Annotated in this window: 14 protein-coding genes, 1 pseudogene and 1 riboswitch; of the genes and pseudogenes, 6 read left to right on the forward strand and 9 right to left on the reverse strand. The window is 62.8% G+C overall.

Features of this window, described 5'->3' with window-relative positions:
• Positions 1–12: 12 nt before the first annotated feature.
• Positions 13–381, reverse strand: coding sequence for a glycine cleavage system protein GcvH (gene gcvH / locus BLT09_RS23185; protein ID WP_027156276.1), 369 nt, complete (start codon positions 379–381; stop codon positions 13–15).
• A 5-nt stretch (positions 382–386) separates the two neighbouring features.
• Positions 387–1,502 (reverse strand): glycine cleavage system aminomethyltransferase GcvT, encoded by a 1,116-nt coding sequence (gcvT, locus tag BLT09_RS23190; protein ID WP_091597158.1) that lies wholly within the window; start codon positions 1,500–1,502, stop codon positions 387–389.
• 152 nt (positions 1,503–1,654) lie between these two features.
• A riboswitch (glycine riboswitch) is annotated at positions 1,655–1,742 on the reverse strand.
• A gap of 164 nt (positions 1,743–1,906) precedes the next feature.
• Here gcvT and BLT09_RS23195 point away from each other — a divergent pair.
• A complete protein-coding gene (locus BLT09_RS23195) occupies positions 1,907–2,905 on the forward strand; it encodes a hypothetical protein (protein WP_091597160.1) in 999 nt (332 codons plus the stop codon).
• Positions 2,906–2,947: 42 nt separating this feature from the next.
• On the opposite strand, the gene BLT09_RS23200 is transcribed toward BLT09_RS23195, so the two are convergent.
• The 5 genes from BLT09_RS23200 to BLT09_RS23220 all read right to left on the reverse strand — a co-directional run bounded on the left by BLT09_RS23200 (position 2,948) and on the right by BLT09_RS23220 (position 7,446).
• Positions 2,948–3,736: a molybdopterin-binding protein gene (locus tag BLT09_RS23200; protein WP_091597163.1), complete on the reverse strand. Its 789-nt coding sequence runs from the start codon at positions 3,734–3,736 to the stop codon at positions 2,948–2,950.
• A 1-nt stretch (position 3,737) separates the two neighbouring features.
• Positions 3,738–4,619, reverse strand: a complete 882-nt coding sequence (locus tag BLT09_RS23205) for a cytochrome b/b6 domain-containing protein (protein WP_091597167.1) — start codon at positions 4,617–4,619, stop codon at positions 3,738–3,740.
• A 114-nt stretch (positions 4,620–4,733) separates the two neighbouring features.
• On the reverse strand, positions 4,734–5,417 hold the full coding sequence (locus tag BLT09_RS23210) for a DUF1345 domain-containing protein (protein ID WP_091597170.1): 684 nt from the start codon (positions 5,415–5,417) through the stop codon (positions 4,734–4,736).
• 138 nt (positions 5,418–5,555) lie between these two features.
• Positions 5,556–6,023 carry a YaiI/YqxD family protein gene (locus BLT09_RS23215; protein WP_091597173.1) on the reverse strand — a complete coding sequence of 156 codons (468 nt, stop codon included), beginning with the start codon at positions 6,021–6,023 and terminating at the stop codon, positions 5,556–5,558.
• Positions 6,024–6,318: 295 nt separating this feature from the next.
• Positions 6,319–7,446 (reverse strand): S-(hydroxymethyl)glutathione dehydrogenase/class III alcohol dehydrogenase, encoded by a 1,128-nt coding sequence (locus BLT09_RS23220; RefSeq protein ID WP_091597176.1) that lies wholly within the window; start codon positions 7,444–7,446, stop codon positions 6,319–6,321.
• A 199-nt stretch (positions 7,447–7,645) separates the two neighbouring features.
• Between BLT09_RS23220 and BLT09_RS23225 the strand changes: the two genes are divergently transcribed.
• The 4 genes from BLT09_RS23225 to BLT09_RS23240 all read left to right on the forward strand — a co-directional run bounded on the left by BLT09_RS23225 (position 7,646) and on the right by BLT09_RS23240 (position 15,555).
• A complete protein-coding gene (locus BLT09_RS23225; RefSeq protein ID WP_091597179.1) occupies positions 7,646–9,658 on the forward strand; it encodes an acetyl-CoA carboxylase biotin carboxylase subunit in 2,013 nt (670 codons plus the stop codon).
• A 346-nt stretch (positions 9,659–10,004) separates the two neighbouring features.
• A complete protein-coding gene (gene dnaE, locus BLT09_RS23230) occupies positions 10,005–13,532 on the forward strand; it encodes a DNA polymerase III subunit alpha (protein WP_091597181.1) in 3,528 nt (1,175 codons plus the stop codon).
• Positions 13,533–13,637: 105 nt separating this feature from the next.
• Entirely contained in the window at positions 13,638–14,648 is a 1,011-nt protein-coding gene (locus BLT09_RS23235) for a methyltransferase (RefSeq protein ID WP_091597184.1), read from the forward strand.
• 103 nt (positions 14,649–14,751) lie between these two features.
• Positions 14,752–15,555: a potassium channel family protein gene (locus BLT09_RS23240; RefSeq protein ID WP_091597187.1), complete on the forward strand. Its 804-nt coding sequence runs from the start codon at positions 14,752–14,754 to the stop codon at positions 15,553–15,555.
• 103 nt (positions 15,556–15,658) lie between these two features.
• Here BLT09_RS23240 and BLT09_RS23245 read toward each other — a convergent pair whose 3' ends face one another.
• Positions 15,659–16,540 carry a DMT family transporter gene (locus BLT09_RS23245; RefSeq protein ID WP_091597190.1) on the reverse strand — a complete coding sequence of 294 codons (882 nt, stop codon included), beginning with the start codon at positions 16,538–16,540 and terminating at the stop codon, positions 15,659–15,661.
• 154 nt (positions 16,541–16,694) lie between these two features.
• Here BLT09_RS23245 and BLT09_RS23250 point away from each other — a divergent pair, with 154 nt between their 5' ends.
• Entirely contained in the window at positions 16,695–17,201 is a 507-nt protein-coding gene (locus BLT09_RS23250; RefSeq protein ID WP_091597193.1) for a hypothetical protein, read from the forward strand.
• Between the two features lie 225 nt (positions 17,202–17,426).
• Here BLT09_RS23250 and BLT09_RS34410 read toward each other — a convergent pair.
• Positions 17,427–17,726 (reverse strand): annotated as a pseudogene (locus tag BLT09_RS34410) (IS481 family transposase); the annotation flags it as partial.

Consider the following 17,726-nt stretch of genomic DNA (forward strand, 5'->3'; position numbering starts at 1 on the left):
GGTCCTGCTCTCTCAACCAATATGGGCTTTGTAGGCGGCCTCATCCAGGAGACCTTCGAGTTGGCTTTCATCGGCCAGCTTCATCTTCCACAGCCAGCCGTCGCTGGCCGCCGCCGAATTGACCAGGGACGGATCAGACGAAAGCGCGGTGTTGGCCTCGGTGATCTCGCCGTCGACCGGCGCATAGACGTCCGATGCCGCCTTGACCGATTCGACCACGACGGCGGTATCGCCCTTGGCCAGCTTTTTCCCAGGCTCCGGCAATTCGACGAAGACGAGATCGCCGAGTTGTTCCTGCGCGTAGTCGGTGATGCCGATGGTGGCGATACCGCCTTCGACGCGGAGCCATTCGTGATCTTCAGTGAAATAGGTCTTTGCCATGAAGTTCATCCTTTGCGGTAGCGATGCGGCGTGAAGGGCAGGGGATTGATATCGACCGGGATTTTGGTCCCGCGAACGTCGGCGAAGAGTTTTGCGCCGGGTTTGGCCAGCGACGCCTGGACGTAGCCCATGGCGACCGGATGGCCGGCCGAGGGGCCGAAGCCGCCGGAGGTGACGTGGCCGGCGGGATTGCCGTCGGCATCGAAAAGGGCAGCACCGGGACGCACCGGCTGGCGGCCTTCCGGCTTCAGGCCGACGCGTTTCTGCGTTGGGCCGCGCTCCAGGATTGAACGCAAGGCGTCGGCACCGATGAAAGCGCCAGAGGCGCGAACCTCCTTCGGGATCGCCCACATCAGCCCGGCGCCGGCCGGGTCCATCTCAGGCGTGATGTCCAGTCCGTGCAGGCACAGCCCTGCTTCGAGCCGCAGGCTGTCGCGGGCGGCCAGCCCAACCCACATCACTCGCTCGTCCTCGAGCAGTTTGGCGACGAGATTTCGCGCATCCGCTTCCGGCAGGCCGACCTCGAAGCCGTCCTCGCCGGTATAGCCCGAGCGGCTCATGAACCAGTTTTCGCGCGGCTCGAAGCCGTGCATGAACAGCAGCGATCCGGTTTCGATGCCGGCGCGCGACAGGGCGGCCCAGGCTTCGGGACCCTGGATTGCCAGGAAGACGCGGTCGAGTGCTTCAATCTTGGCGTCAAAGTCCGCCTTGGCATCAAAGTCGGCAAGCTCACGAAGGTGTTTTTCGTCGGCTTCAGCATTGCCGGCATTGGCGACGACCATGAAGCGTTGCCGGCCGAGCCTAGTGACGATCAGATCGTCGATGATGCCGGCGGCTTCATTGAGAAAGAACGTGTATTTGGACTGGGAAATCTCAAGCGCGCCGGCGTCGAACGGGCAGGCACGATTGAGCAGTGCTTCAGCGCCCAAGCCACTGATCTCGAACAGCTTCATGTGTGAGATGTCGAACAGGCCGGCATGTTCGCGGGTATGAAGGTGCTCCTTCATCACGCCGGCCGGATAGGTGAGCGGCATCGACCAGCCGGCGAACGCGCCAAAGCGCGCATTGGCGGCCACGTGCAGGTCTTCGAGGGGAAGGTGTTTGGTGTCGTCGCCCGTCATGTCGTCTCCAGAGTCGCACGCAATCGGCCGCGAATGGCGACCAGTCCGTGCCCCTCTGTCTGAAGCCTGAGAGACTCGCGCCCCGTAACTCTGTCGGCAGCGCTTACACCTTCGGCGCGGGGCGAAAAAAGCCCCGACTTTCCAGAGTGTCTTTCCCGTCTACGGTTCTTTTTGCCTGAGAGATTTCGGGCGATTTCCCCTTCGGCGGCAGCTCTCGCTGCTCTCTCCCGCAAACAGGTAGGACTCAATTTGAGCCCTCGACTCGTCATCCATAGCCTGTCGGCGACACCTTGTCACCTGCTAGCGACAGCTTACCGACAAGTCTTCGCTAACCACGCGGTTTGCCGGTTTCTCAAGGAACTGCCGATATGTTGGGTCCAAGTGACGTATGGAGGGGAAACGAAATGGGCGAATTGAAGTGCGTTCCGGTGGCCGAACTGGCCTCGAAAAATCGGGTCACAGCGGAAGACGTGGTCATGCTGCGCCGCGAGGTATTCGGCGACGGGGTGGTGACGCGGAGCGAGGCCGAGGCGCTGTTTGCGCTCGACGCGATAGAAGGGGACAAATGCGCGGAATGGCCGGATTTTTTCATCGAAGCCATCACCGACCTCATCGTTCATCAGGAAAAGCCGGCGGGCTATATCTCGCAGGACAATGCCGACTGGCTGGTCCAAGCGATTTCGCGTGACGGCATGGTCGACAGCCTGACCGAACTCGAACTGCTCGTGCATGTGCTGGAAAAGGCGAAATCCTCGCCGAACGGGCTTTGCGCCTATGCGCTGGAGCAGGTCGCCCATGCCATCATCGACGGCAAAGGGCCGCTGATGCACGGCGGTAAGCTGGTTCCCGGGCTGATCGCCAAGGCTGAAGTCGAGCTTCTGCGCCGCATTCTCTATGCCTATGGCGGCGACGGCAACATTGCCATCACCCGCGCCGAGGCAGAGGTGCTGTTCAAGATCAACGAGCGGACCGCGGCAGCCAACAACGATCCATCGTGGAATGATCTGTTCGTCAAGGCGCTCGCCAATTACGTCATGTGCTCGGCCGGCTACGAAGCTCCGGTGCGCGACGTGGCGCTGCGGCAAGATGCTTTCCTGGAGCAGGCCGATCCAGAGATCGGCGGTTTCTTCGGCCGCATGGTTTCGGGTGGCCTCGCCGGCATCATGAAAGCCTACTGCGCGCCGGGCGATATCGAATCCGAATGGGAATCGAAGAACAAGGCAGCCGAAGCACTGGCACGCCGCGCCGAAACGATCGACGCGTGCGAGGCGAAATGGCTGGCCGAGCGCATCGGCAGCGACCGGCCGCTGCATGAGAACGAGCGCGCGCTGCTGACACTGATCAAGCACGCCTCGCCGGAAATCCATCCGGTGCTCAAGCCGCTGATCGACAAGGTCGCCTGAGCAAAGCACCAAACACTGATCGGAAATGGCGGAGCTATGGCGTCAAATGCCGCCGTACCAGTCGTAGCCATTGTCCTCCCAGTAGCCGCCCCTGCCGCCGCCGATAGCGGCGAAACTGTCGACCAGTTCGATCCGGCGGAGATACTTTGGCATCTTGTAGCCGATCTGGCGCTCGACGCGGACGCGCAGCGGCGCGCCGTTCTCGACCGGCAGCGGCTTGCCGTTCAGGCCATAGGCAAGGATCGTCTGCGGGTGACGGGCATCGATCAGGTCGATCGAGCCGTAATATTTGATGTCGCCGGACAGGCTGCGGTCGATCGTGTCGAGGCAATGGAACACGACGTAGCGCGCCTGTGGCTTGACCACCGCCTGATCAAGCACCAGCGACAGCGGCGTGCCGGTCCATTTGGCGATGCAACTCCAGCCTTCGACGCAGTCGTGGCGGGTGATCTGGGTGCGGCTTGGCATGTTCATCAATTGCTCGCGGGTCAGCGACAGCGGCTTTTCGACGAGGCCTGAGACGTCGAGCCGCCAGTCGGCGAAATTGTTGGCGAGCAGGCTTTTGTAGACATCGTCGTCCGGCGCGGTGACGCCGTTCGGCCGCTGCGGCTGGCGAATGTCGGCTTCGGTGAATTCCGGCGCCAGCGAATCGCCGGCGAGCAGGCGCTGCGCGCGCCAGGTCAGGCCGTTGGCGCCTTCGAGGAAACTGCGCAGTCCGTCGCCGACACGAAGCTGGCTGTCGAATGCATCGCAACCCGACAGCATGATGCCGGTGACGCCGAGGCTGGCCGAGGTCAGGAATTTTCTGCGGCTGATCACAAACTTCGCCATCTCACGCACCCCTCTGCGGCGTCTTGCTGCCATGCGCCGGCGGATCGGTTCGGTACCAGCCGGTGATGATGGAACGCAGCTCGTTGATCGGGCCGGCAGCGAAGATCATCACCATATGGATGATGAAGAAGGCGACGAGCAGCAGCATCACGACGAAATGGATTGTCCGCGCCGTCTGCCTGCCGCCAAGCAAATCGTTGAGGAATGGCAGCGCCGCGTTCATGCTCGGCGACATGGCAAGGCCTGTGATGATCATCAGCGGCAGCAGCACGAACATCACGCCGCCATAGGCCATCTTCTGCAGCGTGTTGTATTCGCGCGTGTGATGAAACTTGAATTTGGCATGATCGATGATGTCTCGCGGCAAACGCCTGAGATCGTCGATGCGCGGGACAAGATCGCGGCGCAGATGACCGTTGACCAGGCTGGCGACCAGCCACACGACCAGGGTCGTGGACAGTATCCAGGCGAAGAAGAAATGGACGACGCGGGCGGTGCCGAGGTCGTAATAGGAGGGGATTGTCGCCCAGGACGGGAAGGCGCGGGACGTCTCCCGACCCGCCGGCCCCGACCAGCCGAGCACACCGGTTGTGTCGAAGCGCTTGCCGAAGATTTCGGTGTAGCCGCGCGGGCCGTTTGCGGTGTTCTCGGCGCCGATGGCGAAGATGGTGTTGTTATATGCGAATCCCGATTCCTTGCCGATATAAAGCTGGGGGCGGGCATTGAAGATCTGCAGGCCGGAAAGCAGCATGAAGAACAGCGAAATGGCCCAAAGCCAGTGCGTCAGCCGCGTCCAGCGCGACTGCCGGTAGATCAGCGTTGCATCTTTCGGCGCGGCAGTATCTGGCCCGACAGTGGATTGGCTCCTGGCAACCGATTGCATTTTTTCGCGTCCTTCCGGCCGCTCAGTCGGCCTTTCCGATCGTTCTCCTCCCAATACGTTGCCAGCCAAAGCGATGTTTCATCCGATCACGGAATTATTACAGACTGCCCGGTGCTACCGGCTCCCGAGACTGACGGCGAGGTTGACCGCGGCGGCGACGATCACTGTATTAAAAAAGAACGACAGGATCGAATGCAAAAGCACGATGTGACGCATTTGCGTGGTCGAGACCGCGGTATCGGAGGTCTGCGAGGTCATGCCGACGGTGGTCGAGAAATAGAGAAAATCCCAGCCGTCCGGCCGCTCCTTACCGGCAAATACGAGGCCGCCGACCGGCTTTTTCTGTTTCGCTTTGCTGCCGGGGTCGGTCTCTTCATCGTTGACCCAGTAAACATGGGCGTAGTGCAGCGCCGTCATGGCGTGGATGGTGAACCAGCCGAGGGGGATCGACAGCAGCGCGAAGGTGAGTTCGACAGGATGCGCGCTGCCCTCGCGATTGATCAATTGGAACAGCGAGATGATGGCAATGGTGACGACAATCAGCGTCACCGCAAAGATGACTAGCACCGGCTGGTCGGTGGCCCGCGCGTTCTTGCTTAAAAAGCGGCCGGTGAGCAGCGGCATCTGGGCGAGGACGATGACGGTGTAGGCGGCGAAAAACGCATTGGCGCCGATCGAAAAGGCGAGCGGAGTGCGCAAGACCAGCGCGATCGCCAGTGCCACTACACCGATGCAGGCCGACACCGCGAACTGCATGTGGCGGTGCAGTGGCGTCTTCAGGGGAGTCTCGGTCGTCATGGCCCGGCCTCTGATGGCGGTCCGTCTTACCGCCGCTCGTCTCTTAGGGCTCGAACATTATAGCACTTTTGACTGTGCGCATGATGCCGAAGATCGATTCCGGTTTTGCTGCGCTGACCTCCGGTTCGGGGTCAAGCGCTAGCCCAGTGCGGCGGATTTCAGCGCACGCCGCAAGATGCGGTCGAGCTCGCCAAGAAACCGCGAGCGGTCCTGCGGCGCGAAACTGGCATTGTAGCCCTTGCTTTCGCCAGTCTCGCGCAGATGCTGCTTGAGGTCGCGCATCGCTACCGCCATGCCGATCGTTTCCGGCGTGAACGGGCGTCCGGTCGGCCCAAGCACATGGGCGCCGAGCGCCACCGTGCGGGCGGCAAGCGGGATGTCTGATGTCACGACGATGTCGTTGGGCTTGGCATTGTCGACGATCCAGTCGTCCGCCGCGTCGGCGCCCTTGGACACGACGACGTTGCGGATCATCGGGTCGCGCGACGGGCGCAGCCCGCCATTGGAGACAAAGGTGACGACGACGCCATGGCGCTCGGCGACCTTCTCGACCTCGGCCTTCACCGGACAGGCATCGGCATCGACGTAAATGGCGGGTGCGGGCATGGTTCGTTCCAAGCGTATGAAGCCGGGCGATTGTGCCTGGATTGATGTTCGAGCGGTCAAAGGTCGGCGCTGCCCCTCATCCGCCTGCCGGCACCTTCTCCCCGTATAGTGACGGGGCGAAGGGAGCTTGCCGCAGCCTCGGCACGCTTTCTGCCACGCTGCAGGTTGGCGAAATCCCTTTGCGAAGGCGTCTTTCTCCCCGTCACTATACGGGGAGAAATGCCCGGCAGGGCAATGAGGGGCGGCGCAGACCTAAAGCGATTGCCTTGCTTCCTCCCGGCCACGTCGCAAATTCTCAATAGACCACCACGCTCCTGATGCTCTTGCCCTCATGCATCAGGTCAAAACCCTTGTTGATGTCCTCCAGCTTCAGCGTGTGGGTGATCATCGGGTCGATCTCGATCTTGCCGTCCATGTACCAGTCGACGATCTTCGGCACGTCGGTGCGGCCGCGCGCGCCGCCGAACGCGGTGCCCATCCAGGTGCGTCCGGTGACCAGCTGGAACGGCCGCGTCGAGATCTCCTGGCCGGCGCCGGCAACGCCGATGACCACCGACTTGCCCCAGCCGCGGTGCGATGCCTCAAGCGCCTGGCGCATCACCTTGGTGCTGCCGGTGCAGTCGAACGTATAGTCGGCGCCGCCGATCTGGTCGGCGCCGCGCTTGGTCATGTTGACGAGATAGGGCACGATATCGCCGTCGATCTCCTTCGGATTGACGAAATGCGTCATGCCGAATTTCTCGCCCCATTCCTTCTTGTCGTTGTTCAGGTCGACGCCGATGATCATGTCGGCGCCGGCAAGGCGCAGCCCCTGGATGACGTTGAGGCCGATGCCGCCGAGGCCGAAGACGGCGGCCGTGGCGCCGATCTCGACTTTTGCGGTGTTGATCACCGCGCCGATGCCGGTGGTGACGCCGCAGCCGATGTAGCAGATCTTGTCGAAGGGCGCGTCGGGATTGACCTTGGCCACCGCAATCTCGGGCAGCACGGTGAAGTTGGAGAAGGTCGAGCAGCCCATATAGTGGAAGATCTTGTCCTTGCCGATCGAGAAGCGCGACGAGCCGTCCGGCATCAGGCCTTGCCCCTGCGTGGCACGGATCGCGGTGCACAGATTGGTCTTTCTGGACAGGCAGGACGGGCATTGCCGGCATTCCGGCGTGTAGAGCGGGATGACGTGGTCGCCCTTCTTGACCGAGGTGACGCCCTTGCCGACATCGACGACGATGCCGGCGCCCTCATGGCCGAGGATCGCCGGAAAAATCCCTTCGGGATCGGCGCCCGACAGCGTGAACTCGTCGGTGTGGCAGATGCCGGTCGCCTTGATCTCGACCAGCACCTCGCCGGCTCGCGGGCCGTCGAGGTCGACCTCCAGGATTTCCAGCGGCTTTCCGGCGGCGACAGCGACAGCGGCACGGGTTTTCATCGGGGCTCTCCTCTCAAGCCAAATCGGCAATCGAGGCGAGCTTTAGCGTATCTGCAGGTTCTGGACTATGGGACGAATTGACAGTTCGGTGCCGGGTTTTGGTCGTCACCAGGCGACTTGCGCCCGGATATGCGCCTACGTGCCTTGACCGGCCGGGCCAAGCCCATAAAAGAAAGGCAGCCGAGGGAACAAAACCCGCATGTTCACAAAAATCCTGATCGCCAATCGTGGCGAGATCGCCTGCCGCGTCATCAAGACGGCGCGCAAGATGGGCATCGCCACCGTCGCGGTCTTTTCGGACGCCGATCGTGACGCCGTGCATGTCGAGATGGCCGACGAGGCTGTCCATATCGGGCCTTCGCCGGCCTCACAAAGCTATCTGGTGCCGGAGAAGATCATCGCCGCCTGCAAGGCGACGGGTGCTGAAGCCGTGCACCCCGGCTACGGGTTTTTATCCGAACGCGCCTCCTTCTGTGAAGCGCTGGAGAACGAAGGCATCGTCTTCATCGGCCCGAAACCCGGAGCGATCAGGGCGATGGGCGACAAGATCGAATCGAAGAAATTCGCCAATGCAGCCAGGGTCAGCACGGTGCCCGGCTGGCTCGGCGTCATCGAGAATGCCGGTCATGCCGAGAAAATAGCCGGCGAGATCGGCTATCCCGTGATGATCAAGGCCTCGGCCGGCGGCGGCGGCAAGGGCATGCGCATCGCCTGGAGCAAGGCCGAGGTGCGCGACGGGTTCGACCGGGCGCGGTCGGAGGCCAAAAGCTCGTTCGGTGACGACCGCGTCTTCATCGAAAAGTTCGTGGTCGATCCGCGCCACATCGAGATCCAGGTGCTGGCCGACGCGCATGGCAATGCGCTTTATCTCGGCGAGCGCGAATGCTCGATCCAGCGCCGCAACCAGAAGGTCGTCGAAGAGGCGCCTTCACCTTTCCTCGACGCCAGGACCCGGAAAGCCATGGGCGAGCAGGCGGTGGCGCTGGCCAGCGCGGTCGACTACCAGAGCGCCGGCACGGTCGAGTTCATCGTAGATAGTGAAAAGAACTTCTATTTCCTTGAAATGAATACACGATTGCAGGTCGAGCATCCGGTGACCGAGCTCGTCACCGGCATTGACCTGGTCGAGCAGATGATCCGCATAGCAGCCGGCGAAAAGCTCGCCATCAAGCAAAGCGACGTCAAGCTGAACGGCTGGGCGGTGGAAAGCCGGCTCTACGCCGAGGACCCGTATCGCAATTTCCTGCCGTCGATCGGCCGGCTGACGAGATACCGGCCACCGCAAGAGGGACAGTTCGGCGACGTCGTCGTCCGCAACGATACCGGGGTTACCGAGGGTTCGGAAATCTCGATGTTCTATGACCCGATGGTCGCCAAGCTGTGCACCTGGGCGCCGACTCGGCTCGCGGCAATAGACGCCATGTCGGAAGCGCTCGACAGTTTTGTCGTCGACGGCATCGAGCACAACATGCCGTTCCTGGCAGCACTTATGCAGCATCCGCGCTGGCGGGAAGGGCGGATATCGACCGCCTTCATATCAGAGGAATATCCCGACGGCTTCGCGCCGATCGTGCCTGACAGCGAGGAAAAGGCCGTTCTCGCAGCGATCGCCGCCGCGGTCGAACTGCTGCGCCGCGACCGGCTCGACCGGCTCGGCGGGCGGCTGGCGCCGCATTCGGGTGTCCTGAAACGCGACTGGGTGATCAAGATCGGCAAGGACTATCTTTCAGCCTCGGTGCTCGAAGGCATGATCTCCATTCCGATGGAGCTCGGTCTGTCGATCGACGGCGGCAAGGCGCTGACGGTAGCCTCCGACTGGCGTCCGGGCGATCTCGTCTGGCGCGGCATGGTCGGCGACCGAAGGATCGCTGCGCAGGTCAGGCCGGTGCTGAACGGGCTTCGCGTCGCCTGGAAAGGCATGTCGGTGAGCGCACGCGCCATGCTGCCGCGCACCGCCGAACTCGAAAGGCTGATGCCGGAAAAAGTGGCGCCGGATACGTCGAAGATGTTGCTCTGCCCGATGCCCGGCCTTGTCGTGTCGATCGCCGTTGCCGAAGGGCAGGAGGTCAAGGCCGGCGAGACGCTGGCGGTCGTCGAGGCGATGAAGATGGAAAACGTGCTGCGCGCCGAGCGCGATCTCACCGTGTCGAAACTCAAGGCAAAACCGGGCGACAGTCTCGCCGTCGACGCGGTGATCATGGAATTTGCGTGAGGCTGAAAAATCATGCTCGACGCCGGTCTGGGACTTTGGAGATTGGCGAAAGCCGCGATGACGGCCAATCTCCCCCCTTGCGGGGGAGATGTCCGGCAGGACAGAGGGGGGTGTGAAGGATCGCGAACTCTCGATTTAGTTCATTCCCACTGGAACGAGCCTGGGGGCGTGATACCGCTTGGTTGACAGGCCGGAGGGACAGCACCCCCCTCTGCCCTGCCGGGCATCTCCCCCGCAAGGGGGGAGATCGGCAGCTTCGCCGACGGCGCCTGTCGCTGGACTCGCATCGTCCGGTGCCGGACAATACATCCTCATCGACTGAGTCCTTTCAAACGGCGATAAAAAAATGGCGAATGAGACACTTCCCCGCGATCCGTTGCGGCGCGAGGCCTTTGTGAAGGCGTCGCGGCCGGAAGCGCCGGCGCGGCCGTTCATTCATCTGCGCGTGCATTCGGCCTATTCGCTGCTCGAAGGCGCCTTGCAACTGGGCACGGTTGTCGGCCATGCGGTCAAAGATGACGCCCCGGCCATTGCCGTCACCGACACCAACAATCTGTTCGGCGCGCTCGAATTTGCGCAAAAGGCGGTGAAGGAGGGCATCCAGCCGATCATCGGCTGCCAGACCGCTCTCGCTTTTTCCGGTGAAGCCAGCGACAGCCAGCGCGACCGCAGGCGGCAAGGTCCGGAAATGCGGCCGGTGGTTTTGATCGCGGCGACCGAGGCCGGCTACAGCAATCTGGTCAGGCTGGTCAGCCGGGTCTATCTGGAAACGCCGCCCGGCGAGGCCGTGCATCTGACGACCGACATGCTGCAAGGCCATTGCGACGGCCTGATCTGTCTCAGCGGCGGCCCGCGCGGCCCGATCGGCAACGCGCTGAAAGAGGACCGCCGCGACCTCGCCGAGACGCGGCTTCTGGCGCTCAAGGCGCTGTTCGGCGACCGGCTCTATGTCGAGCTGGAACGGGTTTCCGGCTATGACCGGGCCATCGAGAAATCGTCAGTCGACCTCGCCTATATCAATGACTTGCCGCTGGTTGCCACCAACGAGGCGTTTTTCTCCTCGCGCGACGACTATGAGGCGCATGATGCGCTGATCGCCATCGCCGAAGGGTCGGTCGTCGCCGTCGACAATCGCCGGCGGCTGTCGCCCGACAATTTTCTGAGAAGCCAGGCCGAGATGGCGAGGCTGTTCGCCGATCTGCCGGAGGCGATCGACAACACCGTCGAGATCGCGCTGCGCTGCTCCTACTATCCCAAGACCCGCAACCCGATCCTGCCGCGCTTTGCCGGCGGCGATGTCGCCGACGCCGACGCGGCGGTGAAGGCGGAGGCGCAGGAGCTTGCCAGACAGGCGCATGAAGGACTGGAGGCGCGGCTCGCCGCGCACGGCCTGGCCCCTGGCTATACGGTCGAGCAATATCGCGAACGGCTGGAATTCGAGCTCGGCATCATCGAGAAGATGAAATTCCCCGGCTACTTCCTGATCGTCGCCGACTTCATCAAATGGGCGAAGGCGCAGGGCATTCCGGTCGGGCCGGGGCGCGGCTCGGGCGCCGGCTCGCTGGTCGCCTATTCGACGACCATCACCGACATCGATCCGCTGCGCTTCTCGCTGCTGTTCGAGCGCTTCCTCAATCCCGACCGCGTGTCGATGCCCGACTTCGACATCGATTTCTGCCAGGACCGGCGCGAGGAGGTCATCCGCTACGTCCAGCAGAAATACGGACGCGACCAGGTCGGCCAGATTATCACCTTCGGCACGCTGCAGGCCCGCGCGGTGCTGCGCGATGTCGGCCGCGTGCTGCAGATGCCCTATGGCCAAGTCGACAAGCTCAGCAAAATGGTGCCGTCGAACCCGGCCAATCCGGTCAAGCTCGCCGACGCCATCGCCAACGAGCCGCGCTTTGCCGAGGAGGCCGAGCGCGAGCCGATCGTGCAGACGCTGCTCGACATGGCGCAGAAGCTGGAAGGGCTCTACCGCCACGCCTCGACGCATGCCGCCGGCATCGTCATCGGCGACCGGCCGCTGTGGGAGCTGGTGCCGATGTACCGCGATCCGCGCTCGGACATGCCGGTCACCCAGTTCAACATGAAGTATGTCGAGCAGGCCGGCCTGGTGAAGTTCGACTTCCTCGGCCTGAAGACGCTGACGGTGCTGGAGACCGCGGTCAAGCTGATCCGCCGCCGCGGCATCGAGATCGATCTTGCCCACATTCCGCTCGACGACCCCGACACCTATGCCATGCTGTCACGCGGCGAAGTGGTCGGCGTGTTCCAGGTGGAAAGTGCCGGCATGCGCAAGGCGCTGATCGGCATGCGGCCCGACTGCATCGAGGACATCATTGCGCTGGTTGCGCTTTATCGGCCGGGCCCGATGGAGAACATCCCGACCTACAACGCCAGAAAGCACGGCGAGGAGGAGATGGCGTCGATCCATCCGAAGATCGACCATCTGGTGAAGGAGACGCAAGGCGTCATCGTCTACCAGGAACAGGTGATGCAGATCGCGCAGGAGCTTGCCGGCTATTCGCTGGGCGAAGCCGACCTGCTGCGCCGCGCCATGGGCAAGAAGATCCGCGCCGAAATGGACAAGCAGCGCGAGCGCTTCGTCTCGGGCGCGATCGAGCGCGGCGTCGGCAAGCCGCAAGCCGACTTCATCTTCGACCTGCTGGCTAAGTTCGCCGACTATGGTTTCAACAAGTCGCATGCCGCCGCCTATGCGGTCGTTTCCTACCAGACGGCCTATCTGAAGGCGCACTACCCGGTCGAATTCCTGGCCGCGTCGATGACGCTCGACATGGGCAACACCGATAAACTCGCCGATTTCCGCCAGGATGCGCTGCGCCTCGGTATCGATGTCGTGGCGCCGTCGGTGATATCAAGCTTCCGCGCCTTCGAAGTCGCGGAGAACCGGATCTTCTATTCGCTGGCCGCGCTCAAGGGCGTCGGCGACGCGGCGGTCGAGCATATCGTCGCCATGCGCGGCGAAAAACCGTTCAAGAACCTCGCCGATTTTTGCGAAAGGGTCGACCCGAAGATCGTCGGCAAGCGCGTCTTCGAAAGCCTGATCATGGCCGGCGCGCTCGACTGCTTCGGTCACGACCGCGCCGCGATGATGGCGGGCGTCGAGCGGATGATGGGGCTGGCGTCGCTTGCGCAGCAGAATGCAATGTCGGGCCAGCACGACATTTTCGGCGCCTCGCTCGGCGCGCAGTCGCAGGCGCTCAACCTGCCGGCGACCGACCCGTGGCTTGCCGCCGACCGCCTGCACCGTGAATTCCAGGTGGTCGGCTTCTATCTCTCGGCGCACCCGCTGGACGAATACAAGGCGGCGCTGCAGAAGATGCGGGTGCAGACCTGGGCCGAGTTCTCGGGCGCCGTCAAACGCGGCGCTGCCGCCGGGCGGCTTGCCGGGACGGTCACCACCAAGCAGGAGCGCAAGACGCGCACCGGCAACAAGATGGGCGTCGTGCAGTTCTCCGACACGTCGGGCCAGTATGAAGCCGTGCTGTTTTCCGAAGGTCTGGCGCAATATCGCGACCTGCTCGAGCCCGGCCGTTCGGTGGTGGTCACAGTTTCGGCCGAGGACAGGCCCGAAGGCGTCAATCTGCGCATCCAGACGGTGCAGTCGCTGGAGGACGAGGCAAGCCGCATCCAAAAAGCCTTGCGCATCTTTGTCAGGGATGACCGGCCGGCGTCGGCGATTCAATCGCAGCTTACCCAGCGCGGCGACAGCCTGGTGAGCATTATCGTCATCAAGGACGAGGGGCAGGGTGAGGTCGAGATCGAACTGCCCAACCGTTACCGCGTCTCGCCACAGATCGCCTCGGCCATGCGGGCGGTGCCGGGCGTGGTGGAGGTGGAGTTGGTGTGAGCTAACGACCGTATTCCGCCAGCCCGGTCGCATTGCCCGGTGACGATGCCGCTGGTATTGTGGGCTCGGCGGCCTGGGTCTTTTGGCGGCCGGGGGGAGTGCGTCATGGATGAGCGGGATGCCGCTGCCGAACTCCAGAAAATGGTCAATGGCTTCCAGGTATCTCAGGCGATATGCGTCGCCGCCACGCTGGGCATTGCAGACCATCTCAAGGACGGAAAACGCACCAGCGGCGAACTGGCCGTGCTGACCAATACCCATCCGCAGGCGCTCTACCGGCTGCTGCGCGCCCTTGCGTCGGCCGGCGTGTTCCATGAAGCGGAAGACCGGTCCTTCTCGCTGACCCCGGTTGGCGGCGCGTTGCGATCCGACGTTCAGCATTCGGTCGCGTCGTGGGCAATTCTGGCCGGACGGCCGTATTTCCGTCAGGCATGGAGCGATCTGCTGCACAGTGTCAGCACCGGCGAAAACGCCTTTCGCCACGCTTATGGCAAGGGCGTTTGGGAATACCGGGCAGAGCATCCGGAAGAGTCCGTCGTTTTCGACCGGGCGATGACGGCGATGTCGCGTGGCGTCGCCGCCGCGGTGCTCGCGGCCTATGACTTCCGGCGGTTCTCTGTCGTTATGGATGTAGGCGGCGGGCAGGGCGCGCTGCTTGCCGAAATCCTCCGCCGCAATCCCGGCCAGCGCGGCATTCTATTCGATCAGCCGCAGGTCGTGGCGAAGGCCGGCCCGGTCTTTGACGCTGCGGCTGTGGCTGATCGCTGCGACATCGTCGCCGGCGATTTCTTCGTCTCGGTGCCCGAAGGAGCCGATGCGATTGTGCTTAAATGGATCTTGCATGACTGGGACGACGACACAAACACCCGGATCCTGAAAACCTGCCGCCGGGCGATTCGCCCGGAAGGCAAACTGCTGGTGCTCGAGAGCATTCTGGGGCCGCCCAATGAAGGCGCCGTCGCAAAATTCGGCGATCTGAACATGCTGGTCATGCCGGGCGGGCAGGAGCGCACGGCGGAAGAATTCAGGTTGCTGCTTGCGGCGTCGGATTTTCGGGTCGCCAATATCGTTGAAGCCGGACCTCGCATCAGCATCATCGAGGCGGAACCGGTCTGATTGCTTTCCGGGCCTGGAACGCTGCGGATGTTCTCAAGCCACAGTGGCTTCCCCCTGCTCTGCCCACTGGACGGCTGTCGCAGCGAGCGTTATCGCAGTTGTCATGAAGGCGCCGAAAAGGGACGGAGTGCAGGATTTTTCAGCCTTGACGCGGCTGCGCGACACATTGCGCAAACTCTATCACGGGCGCACGCCTGCGGCTTTCCGGTTTCAGCTGGCGGCTGTTATCATCGACCTTGCCATCATCGCCTTCTTCATCGCCACTCCGGTGATCCAGGACTCGTCCTCGTTCCTCTGGCTCGATTATTCAGTGGCAGCGCTTGTCGCCGCCGACATGATTGCCCGGCTGCTTGCGTCAAACGACATGCTGCGCCTGATGAAGCAGCCGACGTCGTGGGTCGACGGCTTCATCCTGCTGACGCTGCTGATGCCTTCGGCGCTGGCCAATTTGGGTTTTCTTCGCATATTGCGGCTGTGGTCGCTGTCGCGCAGCGGCGCGCTGTGGCGGTTTTTCGAGATGCGCGGCCTCAAAAAATGGCGCGAGGCAAGCCATGCAGTCATCAATCTCCTGACATTCCTGTTTGTCGTCACCGGTTTCGTCTACACCTTCTTCTTCCGCACCGGGGCCGGTCTCGAAGGCTATGTCGATGCGCTGTATTTCACCGTCGCCACGGTGACCACGACCGGCTTCGGCGACATCGTCCTGCCGGGAATAGCCGGCAAGCTCACCGCGATCGTCACCATGATCATCGGCATATCGCTGTTCGTCAGGCTGGCACAGGCGCTCTTCCGTCCCAACAAGGTCTTCTTCCCGTGCCCGCAATGCGGCCTTCAGCGGCATGAAGCCGACGCCGTCCACTGCAAGGCCTGCGGGCATCTCCTCAACATACCCGACGAAGGCGACTGAAATGCGAGGCTAAGCGCGGTTTTGTGGAAACAAAACCGCGCGGTAGCTCTTTGCTTTGACGCATTTTGTCGGACGCCAAACGAAGCCGTTTGGCTGCAAAATGCTAAGACGCTGCCACTTCCGCTGGTTTGGTCGCCTTTTTCTGCAGATTAAGCAGATTGCCCAGCAGGATCAGCAAGGCGCCGCCGGCGGTGAAGGCGTCGATCTGCTCCTGATACAGCAGCCAGCCGATCAGCGCCGACAGCGGCACGCGCAAAAAGTCCATCGGCGAGATGACGGTGGCGTCGGCATAGGCGAGTGCACGCGCCATGCAGAAATGCGACGACATGCCGGTGAAGGCGATCAGCAGGATCCACGGCCACAGTTCGAGCGGCGGGTTGCGCCATTCGTAGAGCGCCGGGACAAGGCCGAGCACGGACTGGATGACCAGCATCCAGAAGATGATGGACACGACGCTGTCCGTCCGCGTCAGCGATTTGACCAGGACCACGGATATGCCGAAGCAGACCGCGGCACCCAGCACGACAACATGTCCCGGATCGACCGAGCCGACGCCCGGGCGGACGATGATCAGCACACCGATCAGCCCGAGCACGATCGCTGCAAGTCTGGGCCGGCTTAGTCTTTCACCAAGAAAGCCGACCGCCAGAATGGCCGTCCAGATCGGCGTCGTGAATTCGATGGAGATCAGCACGGCCAGCGGGATCAATGTCAAGGCGTAGAGCCATGCCGCCTGGCCGACAAAATGGACGACGTTGCGGGCGATATGGGCGGTGGGGCGTATGCTGCGCATCGCCGCAAAACCGCCTGACATCATCACCAGCGGCAGGAGGATGAACAGGCCGATCACCGAGCGCAGCTCCAGCACCTGGAAGACATTGAGCTCGGCCGTCGTGGCGCGGCCGGCGACCGACATCGTCAGAAACGATGCGATCGACAGCGCCATCCAGAACGCAGCCTTGGGGATCGAGGGCGAGGGTGCCATGCGCGCTATGTCGCAAGTCGGGACTTTCACCGCAACCGCTAGTCGACGCATTCGGCTGGGCCAGAGCGGCGCGTTGCAAAACGGTCATGCTGAAGGCGGAACCTGCCGTCACGGCGAGCGTTGGTCCAACAGCCAGATCAAGGGGAGAGATCCAATGAAATCATGTGCACGATTTGCACTTGCCGGCTGCCTGGCGGCTGCCGCCGGCGCGGCTCATGCCGATGAGGCCGATTTTCTTCGCTCGTTCGAGGGGAATTTTGCTGGCAAGGGCACCGTCAAGGTAACCACCGAGGCGCCGACGGTGAACGTCTCCTGCCGCTTCAATTCCGACGCGACATCGAGTTCCTTGTCGCTGGACGGCACCTGCCGCGGTCTCGTCGTGGTGACGCGCGCCATCAGTGCCGATCTGAGGTCCAGCGGGACGAAGTACACCGGCACCTATGTCGGATCCCGCACCGGACCGGCGCAGCTCAGCGGCAGGCGCTCGGGCAATGCGATCAATCTCGGCATCCGCTGGGCGAAGGAGGTCAACGGCGATCGTACCGCGCAAATGACCGTCGAGAAAAACGGCGAGGACGGCATGCGGCTGACCGTTATCGACGTCGACCCAAAAACCGGCGAGCGCGTGACGACCAGCCGGATCGATCTGCGACGCACCTGAAGCGGCCCGCTTTATAGCGCGGTCTTGCCTTCTCCCCTTGTGGGAGAAGGTGGATTGGCGCGAAGCGCCAAGACGGATGAGGGGTGCTGGACGGATTGCTGTCGATGCCAAGCTGGAACACCCCTCATCCGACCTCGCTTCGCGAGGCCACCTTCTCCCACAAGGGTGTTTGGACCGGAGACATCGCGAACAGGTGTGCGAAGACATCGCGAACAGTTTGCCATCCTATCGATCAATGGCATTGAGGTCGATGGTTTCTATTTTCTGATGTCTGAACCAGGCGTCGAAGACGCCGTCGGCAGCGGTTGGGCGAAAGGCGACGGACTTTCCGGCGAAGGCCCTGCACAGGCGCACGTTGTGGCCGAGAATGGAGACGAAGCCATGCTGCTGAACGCGGCGGATGAGATCGTCCTTGGCATAGTCGAACGGCTCGACGGTTTCGCGATGCTGGCGCTGCGAGACGCGGTAGCGGTCGAGCGGCACAGCGCCGCCAAGCGCGTCGTGCGGACGCTCGGCGTTGTAGAC

The sequence above is a fragment of the Mesorhizobium muleiense genome (genome assembly GCF_900099905.1).
In the GTDB taxonomy this organism is placed as follows: Bacteria; Pseudomonadota; Alphaproteobacteria; order Rhizobiales; family Rhizobiaceae; genus Mesorhizobium; species Mesorhizobium muleiense.